We start from the raw sequence: 24,394 nt of genomic DNA on the forward strand, positions 1-24,394 counted from the left end.
CCGATTTAGTGCCACATTTCCCAGCACCGAACGGACAAACCTGCAGGTCAGCGCGGCGCCCCACCGGTCAGCCCCGATTCGTGAGCCAAGTCAGGGAAGAAGGCGGCGAGCGACCGCAGGGTCAGCCCGTCTGTCGTCGGCGCCGGGTTGGGTCCGGGCGTGGGGGCAGGGCGGGACATGGGTGGCCTCTCCGGGGGAATCGGACGTGGAGTGGCGGCAAGGGCCGTCGACGTCCACCGTTCCAGCGGGGCGGCCCGGGCGGTATCGGGGCCTGCCCCGATCCGGCCCCGAGCCGACCCCGAGCAGCGCCCTGACCGCACGGTCCCCGGCGAGCCCGCTACGCCGTCGGCAGGCCGTGGGCCAGGCGGGCGAGGGCGCCGGCGGTGAGCGCCACCTGGGTGGGGATGGTGTCGGGGTAGATGAACTCGGTGCGGGCGTGCGGCGCCGACCCGACGGCGCCCAGCCCGCACACCACCGGGCGCCCCAGGCCGGCGACGAAGTTGGCGTCGCTCGCCCCGCCGACGAAGGCCTCGCGCAGCGCGTACCCGAGCTCGCGGGCGGTGTCCCGCAGCACGGCGACGAGCGGGGCCGAGGCCTCGTTGGGGAACATCGGCGGGCGGTTCCAGTGGTGCCCCACGGTCACCCGCACGCGCGGGTCGCTGACCGTCACGGCGTCGAACGCACGGTCCACACGCTCCTGCTCGGTGGGGTCCTGGACCCGGATGTCCACCATGGCGCGGGCGTGGCCGGCCGCGACGTTGGTGCCCGAGCCGCCGTCGATGAGCCCGACGTTGATGGAGGTGCCCCGGGAGAGGTCGGCGATGCGGGTGAGCTGGGTGATGATCTCCGCGATGGCGTGGATGGCGCTGGCCCCGGCCTCGGGGTCGAGCCCGGCGTGGGCCTCGATGCCCACGACGTCGACCTGGAAGAACCCCACGCCCTTGCGGCCGGTCTTCACCGCGCCGCCGGCGGACGGCTCGGCGACCAGGACGGCGTCGACGTCGAGGGCGGCCGCCTCGATGAGCGGGCGGGAGACCGGTGAGCCGATCTCCTCGTCGCCGTTGAACAGGAACGTCACCGTCGGGGTGGGCGCGCCGGAACGCTGGAGCAGGCGCAGCGCCCACAGGCTCTGCACCAGCCCGGCCTTCATGTCGAAGATGCCCGGGCCGGTGAGCGTCTCCCGGCCGGAGGCGTCGCTCGCGCTCGTCACCGGCCACCCGGCGAGGGTGCCGGTGGGCCAGACGGTGTCGTAGTGGGCGAGCACGAGCACGCGCCCGGCGTCGGTGCCCGGCCAGGTCATGGTGAGGGTGTCGCCGTGGGCGCCGCCGGGGTGGCGCCGCTCCTCCGCCGGCGCCCCGCACAGCCGCGCCGCCAGCGCCGCCACGTGCCGCGAGCCGGCGTGCAGCGCCGCGACGTCGTAGCTGGACGTCTCGGCCTCCACGAGCGCGACGACGTCCCGGCGGATCAGCGGCAGCTCGGCGGCCGCCTGCTCCCGGGACGATCGCGCCACGGTGCGCGTGGTGGTCCCCATCGCCCGATTGTCCACCTGCGACGCGAGGGCGTCTCGGCGACCGAGCCGGCCGCCGGGAGCGTCACCGCGCCGGGCTGGGCGCGCCGGGCTCGCCACGTGGGGCTCAGCTGTACTGGAACACCGGCTCGAGCACCTCGCCCAGCCGGGCCCCGACCGCCTCCGCGTGCGGCACCTCGAGCAGCGGGCCGCCCCGCCGCTCGCGCACCCCGCGGTCGAGGACGACGTACAGGGCCCGCAGGGTGCGCATGGCGTTCGACGCCCAGGCCGGCGTGGGACCGGAGGGCAGCGCGGCGAACGCCGCCGCCACCGGGTCCAGCCAGCCTGCGGCGTCCGCGGGCGTCAGCTCGGGGCGGGTGAGGGTCAGGGCGATGGCCCGGGCGAGCCGGTCGTCCTCCTGCTCGCGGAGTACGTGGTCGGTCGGCGCGAGCAGGCGCGCCGCCGCCAGCCGGAGCATCGAGGTCGGCTCCACCGCGGGGCACCGGCCGAAGGCGGCCAGCAGGTCCGCCCCGTGGGCGACGGCGTGCAGCCACCCGAGCGCGGCGTCGTAGCCGCGCAGGTCGGGCTCGGTGGGGTACCAGGCGGCGAAGGCGGCGAGCCAGGCCGGGTCGAACGCCCCGCGCCGGACGAGCATGTCGAGCACGAGCGGGGCGAACGTCCGCGCCTGGGGCTCGGGGTCGGTGAACCGCCGCGCCATCTCGTCACCCAGGCGGTGCCGCAGCTCCGGGCCGAGCACCCCGTCGGCGATCCACGCCCGCAGGACGCCGTACGGCGCGCCGTCGCGCACCGCCGGGTCGGGGTGGCGCAGCGCCGCGGCGAGCTCGTCGGTCAGCTCGTCGAGGGCCCGCCCGGCCGGCACGGCGCACCCGGCGGCGTACACCGCCTCCCAGTTCGTCACGGCTCTGAAGGTAGCAGCGCGGGACGATCGGCCAGGGGACCCGGGACGCCCGGCGCCTCCTCCCGCAGCCCCCACGGCGACCCGTACTCGGTGAGCAGCTCCAGGAAGGGGGCGGCGTCGAAGGCCTCGGGCCCGAGCACCCCGGCCCCGTGCCAGGCACCGGTCGCGAGCAGCTCGAGGGCCACCACGGGGTTGATCGCGGTCTGCCAGACCACCGCCTGGGAGCCGTACTCGCGCATCGACCAGGCGTTGTCGACCACGTGGTAGAGGTAGACCTGCCGCGGCGCGCCGTCGCGGCCCAGCCCCCGCACCCAGGTGCCGGCGCAGGTCTTGCCGCTCATCGCCTCGCCGAGGGTCGCCGGGTCGGGCAGGCACGCGGCGACGACGTCGCGCGGGCTGACCGCGACGCCGCCGACGCGCACCTCGTCGGTGCGGTCCAGGCCCAGCTTGTGCAGGGTCTGGAGCACGTCGATGAACTCCTGGCCCAGGCCGTACTTGAAGGTCACCCGCCGCGCGTCGAGCCAGCGCGGCATGAGGAGGACCTCCTCGTGCTCGACGTTGACGCACTCCACGGGCCCGATGCCCTCCGGGAAGTCGAACACCTCCGGCTCGCTGAACGGCGGCGTGGTGTACAAGCCCCGGTCCCGCTCGAACACCACGGGCGGGTTGAGACACTCCTCGATGGTGGTCCAGATGCTGAAGGAGGGCGCGAAGTCGTAGCCCGCGACGGCGAGGTTGGCGCCGTCGCGCACGCCGATCTCGTCGATCTGCGAGAACAGGTGGTCGGCGGCGTAGCGGGCGAAGACGTCGGACAGGCCGGGCTCGACGCCCATGCCGACCAGCGCGAGGCGCCCGGCGGACTCCCAGCGCTCGGCCATGGCGAACTGCTCGTCGCCGAGCTTGACGCCGGGCTGCTCGTGCGGGCGCTCGGGGTGGGGGCGGGACAGGCTCATCGCCATGTCGAGGTAGTCGGCCCCGGCCGCGAGCGCGCCGCGGAACAGCGGCATGACGAACCGGGGGTCGACGGCGTTGACGAGCACGTCGCAGCCGTGGCGGGCCAGGGCGGCGGCGACGGCCGCCTCGTCGGAGGCGTCGAGGCGGTCCGCGACGAACCGGGAGTCGCCCGCCACGGCGGCGACGGCGGCCTCGGCGCGGGCGGGGTCGTAGTCGGTGACGACGAGACGGTCGAAGAAGGCGCGGCGGGCGGCGATCCGCACGAGGGCGGAACCGACGCCGCCGGCGCCGGCGAGGAGGATGCGCACGGGAGCTCCGTTCAGGTGAGTGCGGGGTCAGCGAGCGGGCGGGCGCGGTCAGCGTCGACCGGCGCGCCGGCGTCGGGCCTCCCCCACGGTCAGGACCAGCAGGGCGACGGCGAACATCGCCGTGCCGACGACGTTGACCTGCATCGGCACGCCGCGCTGGGCGCTGCCCCAGACGTACATGGGGAAGGTGACGGTGGTGCCGGAGTTGAAGTTGGTGATGACGAAGTCGTCGAAGGACAACGCGAAGCTGAGCATCGCGGCCGCGGCGATGCCCGGCGCGACGAGCGGCAGGGTCACCCGCCGGAACGTCTCCCACTCGTTGGCGTACAGGTCCATCGCCGCCTGCTCCAGCCGGGGGTCGAGCCCGGTCAGCCGGGCCTTGACCGTCACGACCACGAAGGACAGGCAGAACATGACGTGCGCGATCGCCACCGTCACCGTGCCCAGGGGCACCCCGGCGGCCACGAACAGCGTGAGCAGCGAGGAGCCCATGACCACCTCGGGGGTGGCCATCGGCAGGTAGATGAGCACGCTGGTCGCCGCCTGCCCGCGGTAGCGGTGCCGCACCATGGCGAAGGACATCAGCGTGCCGAGCAGGGTGGCCACCAGCGTGACGACGAACCCGATGCGGAAGCTCGTGGCCAGCGCGGCGCACATGTCGCCGGCCGCGCACGGGTTGAGCCAGTTGTCGAGGGTGAAGGCCTCGAAGTCGTAGCTCAGGCGGCTGGCGGGCTTGTTGAACGACAGCAGCGCGACGACCGCGTTGGGCAGCAGCATGTACGCCAGCACGCCGATGGCGACGATGACGACGAGGTTGCGCCCCAGCCAGCGGCGGGTGCGGTAGAGGGTGTCCATCAGACCAGCTCCTTCGTCCCGATGCGGCGGACGTAGAGCACGACCAGCAGCAGGATGATCGCCATGAGCAGGAACGACAGCGCGGCGGCCTGCGGGTAGTTCAGGGTCACGAGGAACGAGCTGTTGATGACGTTGCCGACCATGTACTGGTTCGGCGTGCCGAGGAGCTGGGCGTTGACGTAGTCCCCGGCGGCCGGGATGAACGTCATGAGCGTCCCGGCCACCACCCCGGAGGCCGACAGCGGCAGCGTCACCTTGCGGAACGCCGTGACGGGGTTGGCGTACAGGTCCCCGGCCGCCTCGACGAGGCGGGGGTCGAGCTTCTCCAGCGCCGCGTAGATCGGCAGCACCATGAACGGCAGGAAGTTGTAGGTCAGGCCGGTGACGACGGCGACGGAGGTGGCCAGCAGCCGCCCGTCCGGCGCGACGAGGCCCACCGCCCGCAGGATGTCGAGGACCGGGCCGTTGTCGGCGAGGATCGACTTCCACGCCAGCGTGCGCACGAGGAAGCTGGTGAAGAACGGCGCGACGACGAGCACGAGCATGACGTTCTTCCACCGCCCCGCCTTGAACGCCATGGTGTAGGCCAGCGGGTAGCCGAGGAGGAAGCCCAGGACGGTCGCGATGCCGGCGTAGAGGAACGCGCGCAGGAACTGCGGGGCGTAGGCCGCGACGGCGTCGACGTAGTTCTGCCAGGCGAACGCCATCCGGTAGCCGGTGGTCAGCGAGCCGGAGGGGTCGTACAGGCTCGTCGCGAAGAGCTGGACCAGCGGCAGGGCGAAGAAGACGAGCAGCCACAGGCCGCCCGGCAGGAGCAGGAGGTAGGCGGTGCGGCGCCGGCCGCGGCGCGCCCGCGCCGGGGCCTCGGCGACCTGGGTGGGGGCCAGCCCGGCGAGGGCCGTCATGCCACCGCTCCGACCTTGTCCTCGACGACGACGCCGGCGGTGGCGGCGCCGTCGGCGTCGAGGACGAACCCGTGCGCGGGCCGGAAGTGCACGCTGACCTCCGCCCCCGGCTGCAGCGGCCCCTCGAGGCCGACGTTCTGCTCGAAGACGCTGACCTCCTGGCCCCACGGCACCCGCACGAGGTACTGGGTGCTGACCCCGACGAAGCTGGTGTCGGTGATGACGCCCTCGACGGCGTTGACGCCCTCGGGCACGGGCGTCCCGGCCGGGGTCAGGCGCAGCTTCTCCGGGCGCACGCCGAGCCACACGTCCGTGCCGGTGGCCGAGCTGCGCGCGGCCGGGACGGCCCAGCGGCGCCCCTCCACGGTCAGGGCGACGTCGTCGCCGGCCGGGGTCGCCGTCGCCCGCACGAGGTTGCACTGGCCGAGGAAGTTGGCCACGAAGGTCGTCGCGGGGCGGTCGTAGAGCTCGGCGGGGCTGCCCATCTGCTCGATGCGCCCGGCGTTCATCACCGCGATGGTGTCGGCCATGGTCATGGCCTCCTCCTGGTCGTGGGTGACGTGGAGGAAGGTCAGCCCGACCTCGGTCTGGATGCGCTTGATCTCGATCTGCATCTGCCGGCGCAGCTTGAGGTCCAGCGCGCCGAGCGGCTCGTCGAGGAGGAGCACCTTGGGCTGGTTGATCAGCGCCCGGGCCAGGGCGACGCGCTGCTGCTGGCCGCCGGAGAGCTGGGCGGGGCGGCGGGCGCCGTACCCGGCGAGCTCGACGAGCTCGAGCATGCGCTCGACCTGCGCCTTGACGTCCTTGACGCCGCGGCGGCGCAGGCCGAAGGCGACGTTCTCGAAGATGTCCAGGTGCGGGAAGAGGGCGTAGTTCTGGAAGACGGTGTTGATGGGCCGGCGGTAGGGCTTGAGCCGGGTGACGTCCTGCCCGCCCAGGCGGATCTGCCCGGCGGTGGGCTCCTCGAGGCCGGCGACCATGCGCAGCGTCGTCGTCTTGCCGCACCCGGAGGCGCCGAGGAGGGCGAAGAAGGAGCCCTGCGGGATGGTCACGGTGAGGTGGTCGACGGCGGTGTGCTCGCCGAACTGCTTGGAGACGTCCACCAGCTCGAGGTCGCCCTCGATGGCGCCGGCGCGGTCCTTGCTGCGGGCGGTGCGGGCCATCCGTGCCATGTCAGGCCCCCACGACCTTCTGGAACTTCTCGGTGTAGGCCCGGTCCTGCTCCTCGGTCATCCCCATGAAGGTGTAGGAGTTGGCGAGGAAGTCGTCGGTGGGGAAGATCAGCGGGTTCTCGGCCAGCGCCGGGTCGATCTTCGCCGCCTCCTCCTGCGCGCCGGCGACGGGGCAGATGTAGTTCACCCACGCCGCGACCTGGGCCGCCACCACCGGGTCGTAGTAGTGGTCCATGAGGAGCTCGGCGTTCTTCTTGTGGGTGGCGCCGTTGGGCACGAGCATGTTGTCGCTCCAGAGGTTCAGGCCCTCCTCGGGGGCGACGAACTTGATGTCCGGGTTGTCGAACTGCAGCTGGACGACGTCCCCGGACCACGCCATGGCCGCGACGATGTTGCCCTGCACGAGGTCCTGGGCGTAGTCGTTGCCGGTGAAGGCGCGGATCTGGCCGACGTCGACGGCGCCCTGGAGGCGCTCGAGCGCCAGGTCGAAGTCCGCGTCGGTGAACTTCGACGGGTCCTTGCCGACCAGGGCCAGCATGAAGGCCATGGTGTCCTGCATCTCCGACAGGAAGGTGATGCGGCCCTTGAGCTCGGGCTTGGTCAGCAGCTCCTCGAAGCTGCGCACCTCGCCGGTCTTGGCGGCGTTGTAGGCGATGCCGGTCAGCCCGGACTGCCACGGCACCGCGTAGTTGCGGTCGGCGTCCCACGACGGCGAGGCCAGGTTGGGCAGCAGGTTCTTCTCGACATTGGGCAGGTTGCCCTTGTCGAGCTTCTGCAGCCAGCCGTTGGTGATCATGCGGGCGGCCATGTAGTCGGTGAGCACGAACAGGTCGCGCCCGGTGGGCTGGCCTTGGGAGAGCTGGCCCTGGACCTTGCCGAAGAACTCGGCGTTGTCGTTGACCTCCTCGGTGTAGGTCACCTTGATGCCGGTCTTCTCCTCGAACGCCTCGAGGCTCGGCCGCGACTTCTCGTCCTCCGAGTAGTCGATGTACAGCGGCCAGTTGGAGAAGTTGAGCGTCTTGTCCTTGTCGGACAGGTCCTCCGCCGCCGCGCCCTGGGGGCCCTTCTGGGCCGGGGTGCCGCAGGCGGCCAGCAGGGCCGCCATGCCGATGGTCAGGCCGCCGGCGCCGGCGGTGCGCAGGAACGCCCGGCGGGAGACGGCGGAGGGCACCGTGAGGGTGCGGCGGGCGGGGAGCGAGGGGCGAGCGTGGGGAGCCATCAGCGTCCTTCGAAGGGTCGGGGCGGTGCAGCGACCCGGGCACGGCGACGGGCGGCGCGCGGGTCTCGCGCCGCGATGGCGGTGCGGAACGTCATAGGTCCGACCACCTCCTTGCCATGCTCGGAGTAAGTTGACGCCGATACTGGCACGAGGTGGCCCCGATCACATAGAGATCCGTCGTAAATTTCTTGTTTCGCTACGGATTCAGTGGTCACGAATCGGTCACCGCTGACATCATGGACAGCGTGACCAGGCACCGGACGAACGGCCTCGACGACGTCTCCAAGACGATCATCGCCCAGCTCCAGCAGGACGGACGCCGCTCCTACGCCACCATCGGCCGCGCCGTGGGGCTGTCCGAGGCGGCGGTGCGCCAGCGCGTCCAGCGCCTCCTCGACAGCGGCGTCATGCAGATCGTGGCGGTGACCGACCCGGTGCAGGTCGGCGTGGGCCGCCAGGCGATGATCGGCATCCAGGTCGAGGGCGAGATCCAGCCGGTCGCCGCGCAGCTGGCCGAGATGCCCGAGGTCGACTACGTGGTCATCACCGCGGGGTCCTTCGACATCCTCGCGGAGGTGGTCGCCGAGGACGACGCGCACCTGCTCGAGATCCTCTCCTCGCGCATCCGCGGACTGCCCGGGGTGCGCGCGACGGAGACGTTCGTCTACCTCAAGCTCGAGAAGCAGACGTACGCCTGGGGCATCCACTGACCCCACCCCCCCCCACCGCGAGACGTCAAGTTGGGCGCGAGAGGTCAACGAGAGGGAGCGGGCCGTCAGGCGCCACCCGGCACGCCGCCCACGGCCGCCGGTCGCTCCCCCGCGCCGGACGTGTCGGCGAGGCGGCCGTAGGTGTCCGGCCGGCGGGTGGCGACGAGGGGGAAGAGGTCGAGCCAGTCGCGGCGCTGGGCGAGGTCGAGCTCCGCGACCAGGACGGCGTCGGCGTCGCGCGGGGCCTGCACGAGGACGCGCCCGTAGGGGTCGGAGACGAACGAGGAGCCGTAGAAGGTGTTCAGGCCTTCGTCGCCCCACCGGTTGACCGCCACCATGAAGGTCCCGTTGGTGATGCCGTGGGCGACGATGGTGTGCTGCCACAGCGGCTGGGTGTCGAAGGCGGGGTGGTCCGGCTCGGTGCCGATCGCCGTCGGGTAGGCGATGACGTCGGCGCCGGCCAGCCCGTACGCCCGGGCCACCTCGGGGAACCACTGGTCCCAGCAGGTCGGCAGGCCCAGGGCGACCCGGCCCGCGGGCGTGTCCAGGGCGACGACCGGGTACGGCTCGGGCTCGGCCGGACCAGGGCGGAAGTACGCGTCCTCGTGGTAGCCGGCCGTGACGGGGATGTGCAGCTTGCGGGTGGCGGCCAGCAGGGCGCCGTCCGGGGCGACGAGGATGGCGGTGTTGTACCCGCGCCCGTCCGGCCCGGGCGCCCGCTCGAACAGCGAGGCGTGGACCGGGACGCCGGCCGCGGCGGCCGCCTCCGCGGCGAACCGATGGGTGGGGCCCCCCTCGAGGGGCTCGGCGGTGGCGTCGGCGGGCCCGGCGGGCCGGGTGTCGGCGAGGTAGCGCGAGAGCGTGAGCTCCTGCAGGAAGACGACCTGCGCGCCGGCGTCGGCGGCGGCCAGGACGCCATCGCGCAGCACGGCGCGGTGCTCGGCCGGGTCGGGGTGCCAGCGGGTCTGCACCGCGCCGACCCGCACCGGCCGCGCCGGGGAGGGGTGGACGCGGGCTGGGGACGGCGGCGCCTGGGCGGTCAGGACCTTCATCGTGTCTCCCTTCCCGGCGCGGGCGCCGGCTGCTGCTGGGTGATGCAGTGGACCCCGCCGCCGAAGGCGAAGATGTCCCGCCCGTCGACGGTGACGACCTCCCGGCCGGGGTAGGCGGCGGCGAGGATCTCGACGGCGGCGGCGTCGTGGGGGTCCCCGAAGGTGCCCACGACGACGACCCCGTTGGCCACGTAGTGGTTGACGTAGGAGTAGTCGCTGATCCCCCCGTCCGCGGCCGGGACGGTGGGGGCGGGCAGGTCGAGGACCTCCAGGCGCCGGCCGCGGGCGTCGGTGGCGGCGGCGAGCACCTCGCGGACCTGGGCGCTCACCGCGTGGTCGGGGTGGGCGGGGTCGCGCTGGTCGTGCAGGACGACGACGCCGGGGCGCACGAACGCGGCGACGATGTCCACGTGCCCGCGGGTGCCGAACTCGTCGTAGTCCCGGGTCAGGCCCCGGGGCAGCCAGATCGCGGCGGTGGTGCCCAGCCGCGCGTGCACCTCGGCCTCCACCGCCGCGCGGTCGGCCCCGGGGTTGCGGCCCGGGTCGAGCTGGACGGTCTCGGTGAGCAGCACGGTGCCCTCGCCGTCGACGTGGATCCCGCCGCCCTCGTTGACCAGCCACGACGGCGCCACCTCGGCGCCCGCGAGCGCGGCCACCCGCCGGGCCAGGTGCCGGTCCTGCCCCCAGGCGGCCCAGGCCTGGGCGCCCCAGCCGTTGAACACCCAGTCCACGGCGACGACGGCGCCGGCGGCGCCGCGCACGAACGTCGGGCCGCTGTCACGCATCCACGCGTCGTCCAGCGGCAGCTCGACCGTCTCCACCCCGGCGGGCAGGACGGCGGCCGCGGCCTCGGCGTCGCCGGGGGCGACCACCATGGTCACCGGCTCGTGGCGCACCACGGCCGCGGCCACCGCCGCCCAGGCGCGGCGGGCGGTGGCCAGCGTGGCCGAGCCGTCGGGGCCGAAGGTGGCGTTCGCCGTCGGGAAGGCCATCCAGGTGCGCGTGTGCGGCTCCCACTCCGCCGGCATGCGCGTGCCCGGCACGTCGCCGAGCAGGGGCGGTCGTTCGTGACGTCTCGTGACCGAGTTGACGTCTCGCGGCGAACTTGACGTCTCGCCGGGAGGGGTGGGGCTCACGCGCGCACCCGGAAGACCGTGTCGTGCCAGGGCCGCTCCGGGCCGCTCTCGCGGCTGGCGAGGACGTGCTTGACGTTCGTGTACTCCTCGAGGGAGTACGCCGACATGTCCTTGCCGAAGCCGGAGGCCTTGTACCCGCCGTGCGGCATCTCCGAGGTGATGGTGATGTGGTCGTTGAGCCACACGCACCCGGCCTGGAGCTCCTCGCTCGCGCGCATGGAGCGGGCCAGGCTCGTCGTCCACGCCGAGGCGGCCAGCCCGTAGGGGGTGTCGTTGGCCAGCGCGATGCCCTCGTCGTCGGTGTCGAACGGCAGCGCGACGAGCACCGGGCCGAAGACCTCCTGCTGGACGATCTCGCTGTCCTGGGCGGCGTCGACGACCAGGGTGGGCCGGTAGAACGCCCCGGCCGCGAGGGCGCCGTCGGGCGCCGCCCCGCCGGCGAGCACCCGGGCCCCGGCGGCGCGGGCGCGGTCGACGAAGCCGGCCACCTTGTCGCGGTGGGCGTGGGTGATGAGGGACCCGAGATCGGTCCCGGGGTCGGTGGGGTCGCCCACGACCACCTGGTCCATGAGCTCGGCGACCCGCGCGGTGAACGCGGCGAAGAGCGGGCGCTGGACGTAGGCGCGCGTGGCGGCGGTGCAGTCCTGGCCGCCGTTGATGATGGCCCCGGCGACGGCGCCGCGGGCCGCGGCCTCGAGGTCGGCGTCGTCGAAGACGACGACGGGGGCCTTGCCGCCGAGCTCGAGGTGGACGCGCTTGGCCGTCTCGGCCGCGAGGGCCATGATGCGCCGGCCCACCGCCGTCGACCCGGTGAAGGAGGTCATCGCCACCCCGGGGTGGCGTACGAGGTGCTCGCCCACGGTGGGGCCCGGCCCGGTCACGACGTTGATCACCCCGGCCGGCAGGCCGGCGGCGGTGGCGGCCTCGGCGAGCAGCAGGGTGGTACCGGGGGTGAGCTCGGAGGGCTTGAGCACGATCGTGTTCCCGGCGGCGACGGCGGGCAGGATCTTCCACCCGGCCATCTGCAGCGGGTAGTTCCACGGTGCGATGGAGCCGACGACGCCGACCGGCTCGCGGCGCACCATCGAGGTGGCCCGCCCGGCGTACTCCCCGGCGGCCAGGCCCTGGAGCTGGCGGGCGGCGCCGGCGAAGAAGGTGGCGTTGTCGATGGTGCCGGGCACGTCGAACTCGGTGGACATGCGGATGGTCTTGCCGGTCTGGGCCGTCTCGACGGCGGCCAGCTCGTCGGCGCGGCGGTCGAGCTCGGCGGCCAGGCGCAGCAGCGCGTCGGCCCGCTCCCCCGGCGTCAGCCCGGACCAGGCGGGCAGCGCGGCGGCGGCGGCGGCGACGGCGTCGTCGACGTCCGCGGGGTCGGCGTACCGGACGGTCTCGGCGGCCTCGCCGGTGGCCGGGTCGATGCGGGTGCCGGTCGCGCCGCGGCCGTCGCGGTAGTTCCCGGCGATGTATTGGTGCATGGGTGCCTCCGAGGGGTGGGTGCGGCGGGGCCGGCAGGGTCAGGAGTCGAAGCCGAGCTTGAGCGCGTCGAGGAGCCGCAGCCACGGCCCGCGCCGCCCCTGGCGGCGGTCGGCCCGGGCGAGCGCGGCGACGGTGAGGGTGATGCCGAGCCAGGCCAGCGGCTCGGGCGGGAAGGGCCGGGGGCGGCGGCGGACCATGGCCAGGGCGGTGCGCTCGGTGCGCACGCCGTCGAGCAGGTCGAGCATGACGTCCCCGGCGAAGCGGGTGGCGGCCACGCCCAGGCCGGTGAAGCCGGCGGCGTAGGCGACCCGGCCGCCGTGGGCGGTGGTGAAGAAGGCGAAGAAGCGGCTGCAGGTGTCGATGGCCCCGCCCCAGGCGTGGGTGAAGCGGATGCCGCGCAGCTGCGGGAAGGTGGCGAGCAGGTGGGCGGCGAGGCGCTCGAAGGTGGCCTCGCTGGTCTCGTGCTCCGGCCGCACCCGCCGGCCGTAGTGGTACACGGCGTCGTACCCGCCGAAGAGGATCCGGTTGTCGGCGGTGAGCCGGTAGTAGTGGAAGCGGTTGCTCAGGTCCGCCAGGCCCTGGCGGCGGCGCCAGCCGATGGCCTCGAGCTGCTCGGCGCTGAGCGGCTCGGTCATGAGGGCGTAGTCGTAGACCGGGACGGTGTGCAGCCGGGTGCGGCGCAGCAGGGACGGGAAGGCGTTGGTGGCCAGGGCGACGCGGCGGGCGGTGACGGTGCCGCCGTCGGTGTCGAGCGTGACGGCGACCGGGGTGGCGGTGAGCGCGCGCACCGGCGTGTGCTCGTAGATCTCCACGCCCAGCTCCCGGCACACCCGCGCCAGGCCCCAGGCCAGCTTGGCGGGGTTGAGCAGCACGGTGCCGGCGGTGTCCCACAGGCCGGCGTGGTACAGCGGGGAGGCGACCTCGGCGCGCACGGCGGCGGCGTCGAAGTAGACCGTCGCGGCGCCGGTCTCGGCCGCCTCCTCCGCCAGCCAGGCGACCTGGTGCGGCTCGGTGGCGACGTTGAGGGTGCCCGTGCGCTCCAGGTCGCAGTCGATGCCGTGGCGCTCGATCGTCGCGACGAGCTCGGCGAGGTTCTCCCGGCCCAGCTCGCGCAGCCGGTCGACCTCGCCGGGCAGGTGGCGGGCGCCGTTGGCGTCGCCGTGCGTCAGGCTCGCCTCGCAGAAGCCGCCGTTGCGCCCGGACGCCGCCCAGCCGACGCGGCGGGCCTCGAGCAGCACCACCCGCCGGGCGGGGTCGCGCTCCTTGGCGCGCAGGGCGGTCCACAGCCCGGCGAAGCCGCCGCCGACGACGGCGAGATCGGTGGCGACGTCGCCGGCCAGGGCCGGGGCGGCGTCGGGACGGCGCGGGTCGTCGAGCCAGAAGGGGCGGCGCCGCGCGCCCGCCAGGGCGGCGCGGACCTCGGCGCGGGGGACCTCGGCCTCGGCCCGTTCGTAGGCGGTCCGGCGCTGCGCGCGCCGGGCCGCGGCCCTCGCGGGTCGGAGTTCGCTGTCCGCTGCCACGTCCACCTTCTCTGCTGCGCGGGCACGTCCCGCCGGGTTGTCGCCGATCTTGACAGACAGCCCCGACCCTAACAAGGGATTCCGTCGCAAAATCGGCGTTATGCGATGGAATCCGTGGCGCAGCGGCGGAGCCGGCGCTAGGGTCGACGCAACCGCCGACCGGAGGAACCCATGACGCTCACCGACCGCGCCGTCGTCGCGCCCGGGACGCAGGCGGCCGCGCAGCGGCACCTGTGGATGCACTTCGCCCGCCACGCGCCCGGGGAGCCGGTGCCGATGATCGTGCGCGGGGAGGGCGCCTACGTCTACGACGACGCCGGCCGGCGCTACCTCGACGGCCTCGCCGGGCTGTTCACCGTCCAGGTCGGGCACGGGCGCACCGAGCTGGCCGAGGCGGCCGCCCGGCAGGCGGCCGAGCTGGCGTACTTCCCGCTGTGGTCCTACGCCCACCCGCGCGCCGTCGAGCTGGCGGAGCGGCTCGCCGGGTACGCGCCCGGCGACCTCAACCGGGTCTTCTTCACCTCCGGCGGCGGCGAGGCCGTGGAGAGCGCGTGGAAGCTGGCCAAGCAGTACTTCAAGCTCACCGGCCGCCCGCTCAAGCACAAGGTGATCAGCCGCGCCGTCGCCTACCACGGCACCACCCACGGGGCGCTGTCGCTGACCGGCATCCCCGAGGCCAAGGCGATGTTCGAGCCGCTGGTGCCCAGCGCGATCAAGGTGCCGAACACGAACTTCTACCGGGCGACCGAGCACGGCGACGACCTGGAGGCCTTCGGGCGCTGGGCCGCGGACCGGATCGCCGAGGCGATCGAGTTCGAGGGCCCGGAGACGGTGGCCGCGGTGTGCGTCGAGCCGGTGCAGAACGCCGGCGGCTGCTTCCCCCCGCCGCCGGGCTACCTGCAGCGGGTGCGCGAGATCTGCGACGCCTACGACGTGCTCATGGTCTCCGACGAGACCATCTGCGCCTTCGGCCGGCTGGGCGAGATGTTCGCGGGCACCCGCTACGGGTACACGCCGGACATCATCACCTGCGCGAAGGGGCTGACGTCCGGGTACGCCCCGCTCGGCGCGATGATCGCCAGCGACCGGCTGTTCGAGCCCTTCGCCGACGGCGCGGCCTCCTTCGCGCACGGGTACACCTTCGGCGGGCACCCGGTCGCGGCCGCCGTCGCCCTGGCCAACCTCGACCTGTTCGAGCGCGAGGGCCTCAACGCCCACGTGCGCGCCCACGAGGGCGCCTTCCGGGCCACCCTCGAGCGGCTGCTCGACCTGCCGATCGTCGGGGACGTGCGCGGGGCGGGCTTCTTCTACGGCATCGAGCTCGTCAAGGACAAGGCCACCCGGGCCACGTTCGACGCCGCGGAGAGCGAGCGGCTGCTGCGCGACTTCGTCTCGGCCGAGCTCTTCCGCGCCGGGCTGTACTGCCGGGCCGACGACCGCGGCGACCCCGTCGTCCAGCTCGCCCCGCCGCTGATCGTCGGGCAGGCGGAGTTCGACGAGATGGAGCAGATCCTGCGCGACGTGCTCGGCCGGGCCGCGGCGCTGCTCTGACATGGCAAAAGCCCGCCTGCCGTCCGGCAGGCGGGCTTCGGAGCGGATGACGGGACTCGAACCCGCGACCCTCACCTTGGCAAGGTGATGCTCTACCAACTGAGCCACATCCGCGCGTCCGGAGCGAGCTCCGGCGTGCGTGACCATCCTAAGCCACTCCGCGCCCCTGTCCGGCGCCGGCCAGGCGGCCGGCCCACGCCGGATCCCGCGGGATTCCGCCGCTTCCCGGAGTCGCTGTGAGGGAGATAACCCGCCCGCTGCCGCACCCGCCGGTGGGTCCGCTCATCCGGGGCTGGGCGGGACCGTCATCCGTGGCTGGGCGGGTCCGCTCATCCGTGGCTGGGCGTGACCGCCAACGACGCCAGGTCCTCCGGTCGCGGGTAGGAGGCCTGGGCCCCCTCCCCCGTGGCCGCGTACGCGCCCACGAGCGAGGCGAGCCGGGCGGAGCCGACGAGGTCGAGGCCCGAGGCCAGGCCGCCGAGCAGCGCGCCCGTGAAGGCGTCGCCGCAGCCGGTGGTGTCCACCGCCTCGACCGGCGTCGGCGCGATCTCCTCGACGGCGGTGCCCGCCGCCGTGGTGCGCAGGACCACCGCCCCCTCGCCCCCGAGCGTCACCACCACGTCCGCGACGCCGAACCGGTCGAAGACCTCGCGTCCGCACTCCGCCCACGAGGTGTCCAGCGGCGAGCGCCCGAGCACGTCCGCCAGCTCGTGCTCGTTGAGGACCAGCACGTCGACGAGGCTGAGCAGCTCCGCCGAGGGCTGCCGGTAGGGCGAGGGGTTGAGCACCGTCGTCACGGACTCCTCCCGGGCGATGCGGGCGGCGGCGAGCACCACGTCGTCCGCGACCTCGAAGGCGAGACCGAGCGTGCGGGAGGCGGCGATGGCCTCACGGGCGCGGGCGACGTCCGCGGTGGTCAGCGTCCCGTTCGCACCGGGGGAGACGATGATGAGGTTCTCGGCCGAGGAGTCCACGCAGACGACGGCGGTCCCGGTCGGCACCCCGCTGCGGCGGGCCACGGCGTCGAGCCGCACGCCCGCCCGGGCCAGCTGGTCGAGCACGACGGTGCCGTTGGCGTCGTCGCCGACCGCGCCGACGAGTCGGACGGCCGCCCCCATCAGGGCCGCCGCCGCGGCCTGGTTGGCGGACTTCCCGCCCGACGTCACGCGCAGCGGGCCCCCCTCGACGGTCTCGCCGGGTCGAGGGAGCCGTTCGGTGCGAACGACCAGATCGGCGTTCAGGGAGCCGACGACGCAGACCGGGCCGTGGAGAGCCGTGGGTGCGGTCTGGAGCATGGTCATGGTGGTCCTCCTGTTTCGTGCCCTGGCCCGCCGTCGCGGGCCGACCGGCCCCGCGAGGTGGAACCCCGGGCGATGAATTCAGCGCCGGTGATGACGAGGTTCGGGGCCTCCGGCGGTCGCCCCTCGAGGATCGACGCCAGCGCCTCCACGCCCGCGGCCGCGAGCTCGGCGACAGGTTGCCGCACCGCCGAGATGCTCGGCCGCGTGACGTGGAACCAGGTGTCGTCGTCGAAGCTCACGAGCCCGACCTGCTCGCCGATGGCCAGTCCCTGCTCCTGGAGGACCTCCATGGCCCCCAGGGTGAGCAGGTTGGACAGGGCGATCACCGCGTCCGGCCGACGGGGCGCCTCGAGGAGGTCCCGCATGGCCCGCCGGCCTGAGTGCTGGGAGAAGTCGCCCTCGAGGACACGCACACCGTCGACGTCGTAGCCGGCGCGACCGAGCGCGTCGACCGCAGCCTGCGCCCGCCCCCTCCCGGTGGACGCCTGCCGGGGTCCGGCGATGATCGCGGGACGCTCATAGCCCTCCCGCGCCAGGTGGCGGGCGACGTCCAGCAGCGCCGATGCCGGGTCGACGAACACGGAGTAGGGCACCTCCGCGGCGGGCCGGCGATCGAGGAACACCACGGGAGTCGCGCCGCCCACGAGGCTGCGCATCCGCGGGGTGGGAGGGCCCGCCGGGACCAGCAGGAGGCCGTCGACCTGCTGCCGCAGGAGCATGTCCGTCACCGCTTCCTGCTGGGTGGGATCCTCCATCCCGTTCGCCATCGCCAGGACCCAGCCGCGCCGGCGCACCTCCTGCTCCACGTGGAACGCCAGCAGCGTCATGAAAGGGTTGGTGATGTCGCCGATCACCAGTCCGATCGTTCCGGTGCGCCCCGTCCGCATGGCCGCGGCGACGAGGCTCGGGCGGTACCCGAGCCGGTCGGCAACCGCCTGCACGCGCGCCCGCGTGTCGGGAGAGACGGCCTCGTGGCCCGACAGGGCGCGCGACACCGTTGCCGCCGAGACGCCAGCGTGCTCGGCAACTTCCCTGATGGTGGTCATGTATTTCCCGGATTCTCGGCGAGCGGAAGGTGCGGCGGCCAGGAAATGGCGGCCGCACCTCCCGCTCGGGCGACGGTCTAGGCCTTGTCTCCGGCCGGCTTCGGGATGAGCAGGCTCATGAGGAAGGCCAGTCCGAGAAACACTGCACCGACGATGATCGCACCGGAATACCCGGCGGTCGGACCGCTGGCGTCGAGCGCGGTCTTCACCGCGAACAGCACCGCGAACGACAGGCCCGCCCCGAGGTTGAATGCCCCGGCATTCAATCCAGGGAGGTAACCGGGATTGTCGGCCGGCGAAAGCACGATCCCCAGCCCGTTGAGCATGATGTTCCCGATGCCCGCGTAGGTGATGCCGACGAAGACCGAGACGCCGAGGAGCAGCCAGCCGGTGGGGTGGGTGACCGTCACGAGGCACAGCACGAGACCGGCGACCGTGCCGATGAGGCCGACCCGGAGGACGGCTCGGTAGCCGAACGTCCCCGCGAGCTTGCCGGCGATCGGCCCCATGACCAGGCCGGCCAGGGCGTACGGCGTGAGCGTCACCAGCGGCGCGACGTCGGCCGCGATGCCCGCCCCGACCGCCTCGTCCTGGGCGAGGGCCGGGATGATGCCGTTCATGATGGCGAACACGCCGGTCATGGTCAGCACGGTGGTGCCGAGAAGCGCCCACGTCGCGCGCGACCGCAGGTAGACCGTGGGCACGAGGGGGTGGGCGGAGGCGTCCTGCGACTTCCAGAACGCCACGAACGCCACGATGCCGACCGCGAGGAGCGCGGCGATGAGCGCCCAGGGCGCGTCGGCCACCTTGCCCGCCTCGTTGAACGCCGTCAGGACGGAGCCGACCGCGACGACGAGGAGCAGCACGCCCCGCCAGTCCATCGGCTGCGGCTCGTCGACGCGAGACTCGTCCGTGAGGTACCGGACGGCGAGCACGGCCAGGCCGGCGATGACGGCCATGACCCAGAAGATCGACCGGAACCCGAAGTGCTGGGCGAGGTAGCCGCCGGCGAGGGCGTCGACACCGGCGATGCCGCCGTTGATCGCCGTCACCACGCCGAGCAGCACCGCGTAGCGCTTGGGGTCCGGCACGGCGACGCGCAGCATGATCAGCGCGAGCGGCACGGTGGGTCCCGCAACGCCCTGGATGATCCGGCCCACGAACAGCACGGTCACGTTCGGCGCCAGCGCGGAGACCACGCACCCGATTCCGGTCAGCGCCATCATCCAGGCCAGGAGCCGGCGGCGCCCGATCATGTCGCCCAGGCGCGGAAGGAAGAGGCTGAACAGTGCCGCCGAGGTGAAGAACGCGGTCTGGGTCAGACCGATCTCCGCCGTGGTGGCATCGAGCTGCTTCTCCATGAGCGCCAGCGCCGGCGACAGCATGGACGCGTTGAGCTGGAAGGCGAAGCAGGCCGCGAGCAGGGCCGTCATCACGGCGGCCACGGACCGCCGCGTGCCCAGGGTGGGCGCGGCCGTGGTCACGCTCATGCGGCGATCTTCGAGGTGGAGACGGCGTCGATCGCGTCGACGACCATGCCCCAGAACTTCTCGAAGTCGAGGTCGACGGCCACCTGGGTGGGGCAGTCAGCGGGCGCGGGGGCGCGGAAGTCCGCCACCGTCATCCCCAGGGTGTGCGTGCCCGTCAGCTCGACCGTCAGCGGCGCCCGGCGGGTGGTCATGACGCTGGGATCGATGCAGTAGGCGACGGCGCACGGGTCGTGCACCGGCGGGAAGTCGAAGCCCTGGGCGTCCTTGTACGCCGCGCGGAAGAAGTCGAAGAGCCCGAGCACGAAGTCGGACACCGGGGTGTCGAGCGCCTGGATCCGCGCCGCCACCTCGTCCGTCGCCAGCGCCTGGTGGGTGAGATCGAGCCCGACCATGGTGAGCTCCCAGCCCGCCGAGAAGACGATGTGGGCGGCCTCCGGGTCGACCAGGATGTTGAACTCCGCGACCGGGGACCAGTTGCCCACGTGGTAGCCGCCGCCCATGAGCACGACCTCCTTGACGCGCTCGACGATCCGCGGCTCCTTGCGCGCCGCCATCGCGATGTTCGTCAGCGGGCCGACGGGCACGAGCGTGACCGTTCCCGGCTCCTCGCGCATGACGATGTCGATGATCAGGTCGACCGCGTGGCGGGGGTCGAGCGAGACCGTGGGCTCGGGCAGCTCGGGACCGTCCATGCCGGACTCGCCGTGGACGTCCGGCGCGACTTCCTGCGCCCGGACCAGCGGGCGATCGCATCCCGCCGCGATCGGCACGTCAACCATGCCGGCGACCGTGGCCACCGCGAGCGCGTTGCGCGTGACCTTGGCGAGGGTCTGGTTGCCGCCGACGGTCGTGACGGCCAGGAGGTCGATCTCCGGACTTCCGTGCGCGAGGAGCATGGCGATCGCGTCGTCGTGCCCCGGGTCGCAGTCGAGGATGATCTTCTTCGACATCGTTGTCCCCCTTCGCCCGGTCCTGTGGAGGTTGGGTACCGGGCCGTATGGAATCGATTACACGGGCACCGTAATCGGGTGTACCGACCGTCGTGAAATCGATTCCATGAGACGTGCGCCACATCGCTGCATCTGCGCAGGTGGCGTCGTTTGCGGACGCTTCGACCCCGAGTTAGGCCCGTCGAACACGGCCACGGCCGTCGGATTCCGGCCCGGCGCCGGGGGTCGCCGGGCTCGGCCGACCCGGTGTGGGGCCACCGGCGCCCGCCGACGCGTCAGCCTCCGAGGAGGAGCTTCATGCCCTCGTGGGAGGCGGCGAAGCCGAGGCGCTCGTAGAAGCGGTGGGCGTCGGTGCGGCGCTTGTCGGTGGTCAGCTGGACCAGGGCGCAGCCGCGCCGGCGCGCCTCCTCGATCACCCAGCCGATCATCGCCCGGCCCAGGCCCCGTCCCCGCCGGGCCGCGCTCACGCGCACCGCCTCGACCTGGGCGCGCAACGCTCCCCGGCGCGCCAGCCCGGGGATGACGGTCAGCTGCAGCGTGCCGACGACGGCGCCGTCGGCCTCGGCGACGACGAGGAGCTGGGCCGGGTCGGCGTCGATCGCCGCGAAGGCGCGCCGGTACGGCTCGAGGTCGCCGCCGTCGCGGGTGGCGCCGAGCTGGTCGTCGGCGAGCAGGCGGACGAGCGCCGGCAGGTCCGCCGCGCGGGCCCGGCGCAGGACGACGCCGTCGGGGAGCTGGCAGGGCAGGGTCACAGCGCCAGTGTCCCAACTCGCCGGCGCTAGGACGCGGACGCCGCGGCCCGCGCGCGCCTCCGCGGGGATGCGCCCTGCCCGAGTTGACGTCTCGCGGCGAACTTGACGTCTCACCGTGAAGGTGGGGCCTCGTCGGCGGTGGACGCCTCGCGCCCAAGATGACGTCTCAGGACAGAGTTGACATCTCGCCGTGCTCGGGGGCGGGCAGGGTCGCGCGCACCGCGTGCGCCGCGGCGACGAGGTGCTCCAGCGCGGCGGTGACCTCCTCGTAGCGGCGGGTCTTCAGGCCGCAGTCGGGGTTGACCCACAGCTGGCGCGGCGGGACGGCGGCGACGGCGGCCTCGAGCAGCTCGGTCAGCTCGTCCACGGAGGGCACCCGCGGGGAGTGGATGTCGTACACGCCGGGACCGATCTGGCGGCCGAACCCCGCGCGCCGGATGTCGGCGAGGACCTCCATCCGTGAGCGCGCCGCCTCGACGCTCGTCACGTCGGCGTCGAGCCGGTCGATCGCCCCCAGGATCGCGCCGAACTCGGAGTAGCACAGGTGGGTGTGGACCTGGGTGTGGGCCGGCGCGCCGGAGGTGGCCAGCCGGAAGGCGCGCACCGACCAGTCGAGGTAGTCGGCCCGCTCGGCGGTGCGCAGCGGCAGCAGCTCGCGCAGGGCGGGCTCGTCGACCTGGACGATGCCGATGCCGGCCGCCTCCAGGTCGGCGATCTCGTCGCGCAGCGCCAGGGCCACCTGCAGCGCCGTCTCCCCCAGCGGCTGGTCGTCGCGCACGAAGCTCCAGGCCAGGATGGTCACCGGGCCGGTGAGCATGCCCTTGACCGGCCGGTCGGTCAGCGAGGCCGCGTGCCCGGTCCACTCCACCGTCATCGGGCCGCGCCGGGCGACGTCGCCCCACAGGATGGCCGGGCGGGTGCACCGCGAGCCGTAGGACTGCACCCACCCGTGCTCGGTGGCGGCGAAGCCGTCGAGCAGCTCGGCGAAGTACTGCACCATGTCGTTGCGCTCGGGCTCGCCGTGCACGAGCACGTCCAGGCCGAGGCGCTCCTGCAGCCGGACCACCCGCTCGATCTCGGCGCGCATCGCCTGGCGGTACTCCGCCTCGCTCAGCGTCCCGCGACGCACCGCCGCGCGGGCCCGGCGGATCTCCGGCGTCTGCGGGAAGGACCCGATCGTCGTCGTCGGCAGCGTGGGCAGCCCCAGGCGAGCCTGCTGGGCGGCGCGGCGCTCGGGGTAGGGCGCCCGCGTGAACGCGGTGTCGTCCAGCGCCGCCAGCCGCTCGCGCACGCCCGTGCGCACCCCCGGGTGGGCCAGGCGGGCGCGCCGGGCCTCGGCGGCCTCGGCGAACGGCTCGGCGACCGCCTCGCGCCCGCGGGCCAGCGCGTCGGCGAGGATGAGGACCTCCTCGACCTTCTGGTCGGCGAAGGCCAGCCAGCCGCGCAGCTCCCGGCTCAGGTGCTTCTCCCGGGCGGCGTCGTGCGGCACGTGCAGCAGCGAGGTGGAGGTCGCGACGGCGACCCGGGCGCCCTCCCCGATCCCCGCGCGCAGCCGCTCGAGCAGGCCCAGGGCGGCGTCGAGGTCGGTGCGCCAGACGTTGCGCCCGTCGACGACGCCGGCCACCACGACCTTCGGGGCCAGGGTGGCCAGCTCGGCGGCGGGCGGCAGCGCGCCGCGCACCAGGTCCAGGCCCACGGCCTCGACGGCGGAGCGGGCGAGCACCGGCAGGGCGTCGCCGAGCGGGCCGTACCCGGCGGAGACGAACAGCGCCGGGCGCTCGGGCCGGCCGAGCCCGTCGGCCAGGGCGGCGTAGGCGCGCTCGGTCGCGGCGAGCACCCGATCGCGCGGGACGTCCCAGGCGTCGGAGACCAGCGCCGGCTCGTCGAGCTGGAGCCAGGGGGCGCCGGCGACGCCCAGGGCGCGGAGCAGGTCGGCGTAGGCGGCGACGGCGTCGTCGAGCCGGTCGAGGGGGTGGAAGCCGGCCGGGGCGCCCGCGGCGGGCTTGCTCAGGAGGAGGAAGGTCACCGGGCCGACCATGACGGGACGGGTGGTGACGCCGTCGGCGGCGGCCTCGAGGAACTTGAAGAGCAGGCGGTCGTCGCCGTAGCGCAGCGGGGTGTCCGGGCCGATCTCGGGCACGAGGTAGTGGTAGTTGGAGTCGAACCACTTGGTCAGCTCCAGCGGCGCGCGCTGCCCGTCGCCGCGGGCCAGGGCGAAGTAGCCGGGCAGGTCGAGCATGCCGTCCTCCCCGACGAGGTCCGCGAACCGCGCGGGCACCGCGCCGAGGGTGGTGGCGGCGTCGAGGACGTGGTCGTAGGCGGAGAAGTCCCCGGGGATGGACCCGTCGCCCGGGGGCAGGCCCAGCCGGGCCAGGCGTCCGCGGGTCTCCCGGCGCAGGGCCTCGAGGGCGGCGAGCAGGTCGTCGAGCTCGCTGCGCCCGGCCCAGAAGGCCTCCACGGCCTTCTTCAGCTCCCGGTTCGGGCCGATGCGCGGGTAGCCCAGGACGGTGGCGTCGGGGAACCACGGGACGGTGCGGTCGCGGCCGGCGCCGTCGCCCTGGGGCCTGGCGGTGGGGGTCATGGGGGCTCCTCAGGTGCGGGCGGGCGGGACGGCCGGGCGGGTCTCGAGGGCGGGGTTGCGGATGCCCCGGGCGCGCAGGTGCTCGAGGACGTCCAGGGCGGGACGGTCCTGGTTGAAGGTGTACAGGTGCAGGCCCGGCGCGCCGACGGCGAGCACGCGGTCGATGAGGGCCAAGGTGGCGTCGATGCCGCGGCGCAGCCGCTCGGCGTCCTCGTCGGTGTCCAGCAGCGCGTCGAGGGTGACGGGCACGGGCACGCCGCTGAGCTCCTCGAGGCGGTGCAGGCGCCGGCGGTCGGTCAGGGGCAGGATGCCGGGCAGGATGGGGATGTGCACGCCGGCCGCGTGGGCGTCGGCGCACAGGGAGGCGTACGCCTCGGCGTCGTAGAAGACCTGGGTGATGGCGAAGTCGGCGCCGGCGTCCTGCTTCTCGCGCAGGGCGGCCAGCTCGGCGCGCCGGGTGTGGCTCTGGCCGGAGGGGTAGGCGGCGACGGCGACCGAGACGACGTCGGCCGGGGTCACGCCGAGGTCGAGGGCCACGACGCTGGGCGCGGCGGCGCGCAGGCATCCGTCCTCGCGGCGCTCGGCCTCGACCTCGCGGATGAGCGCGACCAGCTCGCTGGACCGGCTCAGCCCGTCGGGCGGGGCGTGCCAGGCGGTCTCGCCCGGCGGCGGGTCGCCGCGCAGCGCGAGGAAGTCGCGCACGCCGGCGTCGAGCAGGCGGCCCACCCGGGCGGCGATCTCCGCGCGGGTGGCCGCGACGCAGGTGAGGTGCGCGATGGGCGGGATGCGGGTCTGGGCCAGCAGGCGGCGCAGGAGCTCGGCGGAGGCGGCCCGGGCCGCCGCGGAGACGCTGTAGGTGACGGAGAAGAAGTCCGGCCCGGCGTCGGCCATGCGCAGCACGCGCTGCCAGACCGTCTCGTCGAGCTCGGGACGCCGTGGCGGGAAGAGCTCGAAGGAGACCGTCGGGTGCGTCGCGACGCTCACGGACAT

20 protein-coding genes and 1 tRNA gene are annotated in these 24,394 nt (G+C 74.0%); 2 read left to right on the top strand and 19 right to left on the bottom strand.

Annotation, left to right across the window (positions count from 1 at the left end; genetic code table 11):
- Window positions 1-337 precede the first annotated feature (337 nt).
- From GD970_RS16070 to GD970_RS16100, 7 genes are all read right to left on the bottom strand, one after another.
- Window positions 338-1,531: a M20 family metallopeptidase gene (locus tag GD970_RS16070; protein ID WP_152203919.1), complete on the bottom strand. Its 1,194-nt coding sequence runs from the start codon at window positions 1,529-1,531 to the stop codon at window positions 338-340.
- A 103-nt stretch (window positions 1,532-1,634) separates the two neighbouring features.
- Window positions 1,635-2,426 (bottom strand): DUF2785 domain-containing protein, encoded by a 792-nt coding sequence (locus GD970_RS16075; protein WP_152203920.1) that lies wholly within the window; start codon window positions 2,424-2,426, stop codon window positions 1,635-1,637.
- On the bottom strand, window positions 2,423-3,688 hold the full coding sequence (locus GD970_RS16080) for a saccharopine dehydrogenase family protein (RefSeq protein WP_152203921.1): 1,266 nt from the start codon (window positions 3,686-3,688) through the stop codon (window positions 2,423-2,425). Before GD970_RS16080 ends, GD970_RS16075 begins: the two co-directional genes overlap by 4 nt.
- Before the next feature lie 48 nt (window positions 3,689-3,736).
- Window positions 3,737-4,543, bottom strand: coding sequence for an ABC transporter permease (locus GD970_RS16085; RefSeq protein ID WP_152203922.1), 807 nt, complete (start codon window positions 4,541-4,543; stop codon window positions 3,737-3,739).
- A complete protein-coding gene (locus tag GD970_RS16090) occupies window positions 4,543-5,448 on the bottom strand; it encodes an ABC transporter permease (RefSeq protein WP_152203923.1) in 906 nt (301 codons plus the stop codon). The genes GD970_RS16085 and GD970_RS16090 overlap by 1 nt, the downstream gene beginning before the upstream one ends.
- Window positions 5,445-6,611 carry an ABC transporter ATP-binding protein gene (locus GD970_RS16095; protein WP_152203924.1) on the bottom strand — a complete coding sequence of 389 codons (1,167 nt, stop codon included), beginning with the start codon at window positions 6,609-6,611 and terminating at the stop codon, window positions 5,445-5,447. Before GD970_RS16095 ends, GD970_RS16090 begins: the two co-directional genes overlap by 4 nt.
- Before the next feature lie 10 nt (window positions 6,612-6,621).
- Window positions 6,622-7,839, bottom strand: a complete 1,218-nt coding sequence (locus GD970_RS16100) for an ABC transporter substrate-binding protein (protein ID WP_152203925.1) — start codon at window positions 7,837-7,839, stop codon at window positions 6,622-6,624.
- A 236-nt stretch (window positions 7,840-8,075) separates the two neighbouring features.
- On the opposite strand from GD970_RS16100, the gene GD970_RS16105 reads away from it, so the two are divergent.
- A complete protein-coding gene (locus GD970_RS16105; protein WP_152203926.1) occupies window positions 8,076-8,549 on the top strand; it encodes an Lrp/AsnC family transcriptional regulator in 474 nt (157 codons plus the stop codon).
- A 65-nt stretch (window positions 8,550-8,614) separates the two neighbouring features.
- Here the strand turns inward: GD970_RS16105 and GD970_RS16110 are convergent, their stop codons facing one another.
- From GD970_RS16110 to GD970_RS16125, 4 genes are all read right to left on the bottom strand, one after another.
- Window positions 8,615-9,601, bottom strand: a complete 987-nt coding sequence (locus GD970_RS16110; protein WP_152203927.1) for a nitrilase-related carbon-nitrogen hydrolase — start codon at window positions 9,599-9,601, stop codon at window positions 8,615-8,617.
- Entirely contained in the window at window positions 9,598-10,629 is a 1,032-nt protein-coding gene (locus GD970_RS16115; protein ID WP_152203955.1) for an agmatine deiminase family protein, read from the bottom strand. The genes GD970_RS16110 and GD970_RS16115 overlap by 4 nt, the downstream gene beginning before the upstream one ends.
- 104 nt (window positions 10,630-10,733) lie before the next feature.
- Window positions 10,734-12,212 carry an aminobutyraldehyde dehydrogenase gene (locus tag GD970_RS16120; protein WP_152203928.1) on the bottom strand — a complete coding sequence of 493 codons (1,479 nt, stop codon included), beginning with the start codon at window positions 12,210-12,212 and terminating at the stop codon, window positions 10,734-10,736.
- Between the two features lie 39 nt (window positions 12,213-12,251).
- Complete coding sequence (locus tag GD970_RS16125; protein WP_152203929.1) at window positions 12,252-13,733, bottom strand: NAD(P)/FAD-dependent oxidoreductase; 1,482 nt, start codon at window positions 13,731-13,733, stop codon at window positions 12,252-12,254.
- 171 nt (window positions 13,734-13,904) lie between these two features.
- Here GD970_RS16125 and GD970_RS16130 point away from each other — a divergent pair, with 171 nt between their 5' ends.
- A complete protein-coding gene (locus GD970_RS16130; RefSeq protein ID WP_152203930.1) occupies window positions 13,905-15,284 on the top strand; it encodes an aspartate aminotransferase family protein in 1,380 nt (459 codons plus the stop codon).
- A gap of 41 nt (window positions 15,285-15,325) precedes the next feature.
- On the opposite strand, the gene GD970_RS16135 is transcribed toward GD970_RS16130, so the two are convergent.
- From GD970_RS16135 to GD970_RS16170, 8 genes are all read right to left on the bottom strand, one after another.
- Window positions 15,326-15,398, bottom strand: a tRNA-Gly gene (locus tag GD970_RS16135).
- 215 nt (window positions 15,399-15,613) lie between these two features.
- Entirely contained in the window at window positions 15,614-16,585 is a 972-nt protein-coding gene (locus tag GD970_RS16140; protein ID WP_152203931.1) for a ribokinase, read from the bottom strand.
- Window positions 16,582-17,631, bottom strand: a complete 1,050-nt coding sequence (locus GD970_RS16145) for a LacI family DNA-binding transcriptional regulator (protein ID WP_152203932.1) — start codon at window positions 17,629-17,631, stop codon at window positions 16,582-16,584. The genes GD970_RS16140 and GD970_RS16145 overlap by 4 nt, the downstream gene beginning before the upstream one ends.
- Window positions 17,632-17,708: 77 nt before the next feature.
- On the bottom strand, window positions 17,709-19,121 hold the full coding sequence (uriT, locus tag GD970_RS16150; RefSeq protein ID WP_152203933.1) for a uridine transporter UriT: 1,413 nt from the start codon (window positions 19,119-19,121) through the stop codon (window positions 17,709-17,711).
- Window positions 19,118-20,071: a uridine-preferring nucleoside hydrolase UriH gene (gene uriH / locus GD970_RS16155; RefSeq protein ID WP_152203934.1), complete on the bottom strand. Its 954-nt coding sequence runs from the start codon at window positions 20,069-20,071 to the stop codon at window positions 19,118-19,120. The genes uriT and uriH overlap by 4 nt, the downstream gene beginning before the upstream one ends.
- A gap of 275 nt (window positions 20,072-20,346) precedes the next feature.
- Window positions 20,347-20,823 carry a GNAT family N-acetyltransferase gene (locus GD970_RS16160; protein WP_211489742.1) on the bottom strand — a complete coding sequence of 159 codons (477 nt, stop codon included), beginning with the start codon at window positions 20,821-20,823 and terminating at the stop codon, window positions 20,347-20,349.
- A 166-nt stretch (window positions 20,824-20,989) separates the two neighbouring features.
- Window positions 20,990-23,404, bottom strand: a complete 2,415-nt coding sequence (gene metE / locus GD970_RS16165; RefSeq protein WP_152203935.1) for a 5-methyltetrahydropteroyltriglutamate--homocysteine S-methyltransferase — start codon at window positions 23,402-23,404, stop codon at window positions 20,990-20,992.
- 9 nt (window positions 23,405-23,413) lie between these two features.
- Entirely contained in the window at window positions 23,414-24,394 is a 981-nt protein-coding gene (locus GD970_RS16170) for a methylenetetrahydrofolate reductase (protein WP_211489746.1), read from the bottom strand.

Source organism: Georgenia thermotolerans (genome assembly GCF_009193185.1).
GTDB lineage: Bacteria > Actinomycetota > Actinomycetes > Actinomycetales > Actinomycetaceae > Georgenia > Georgenia thermotolerans.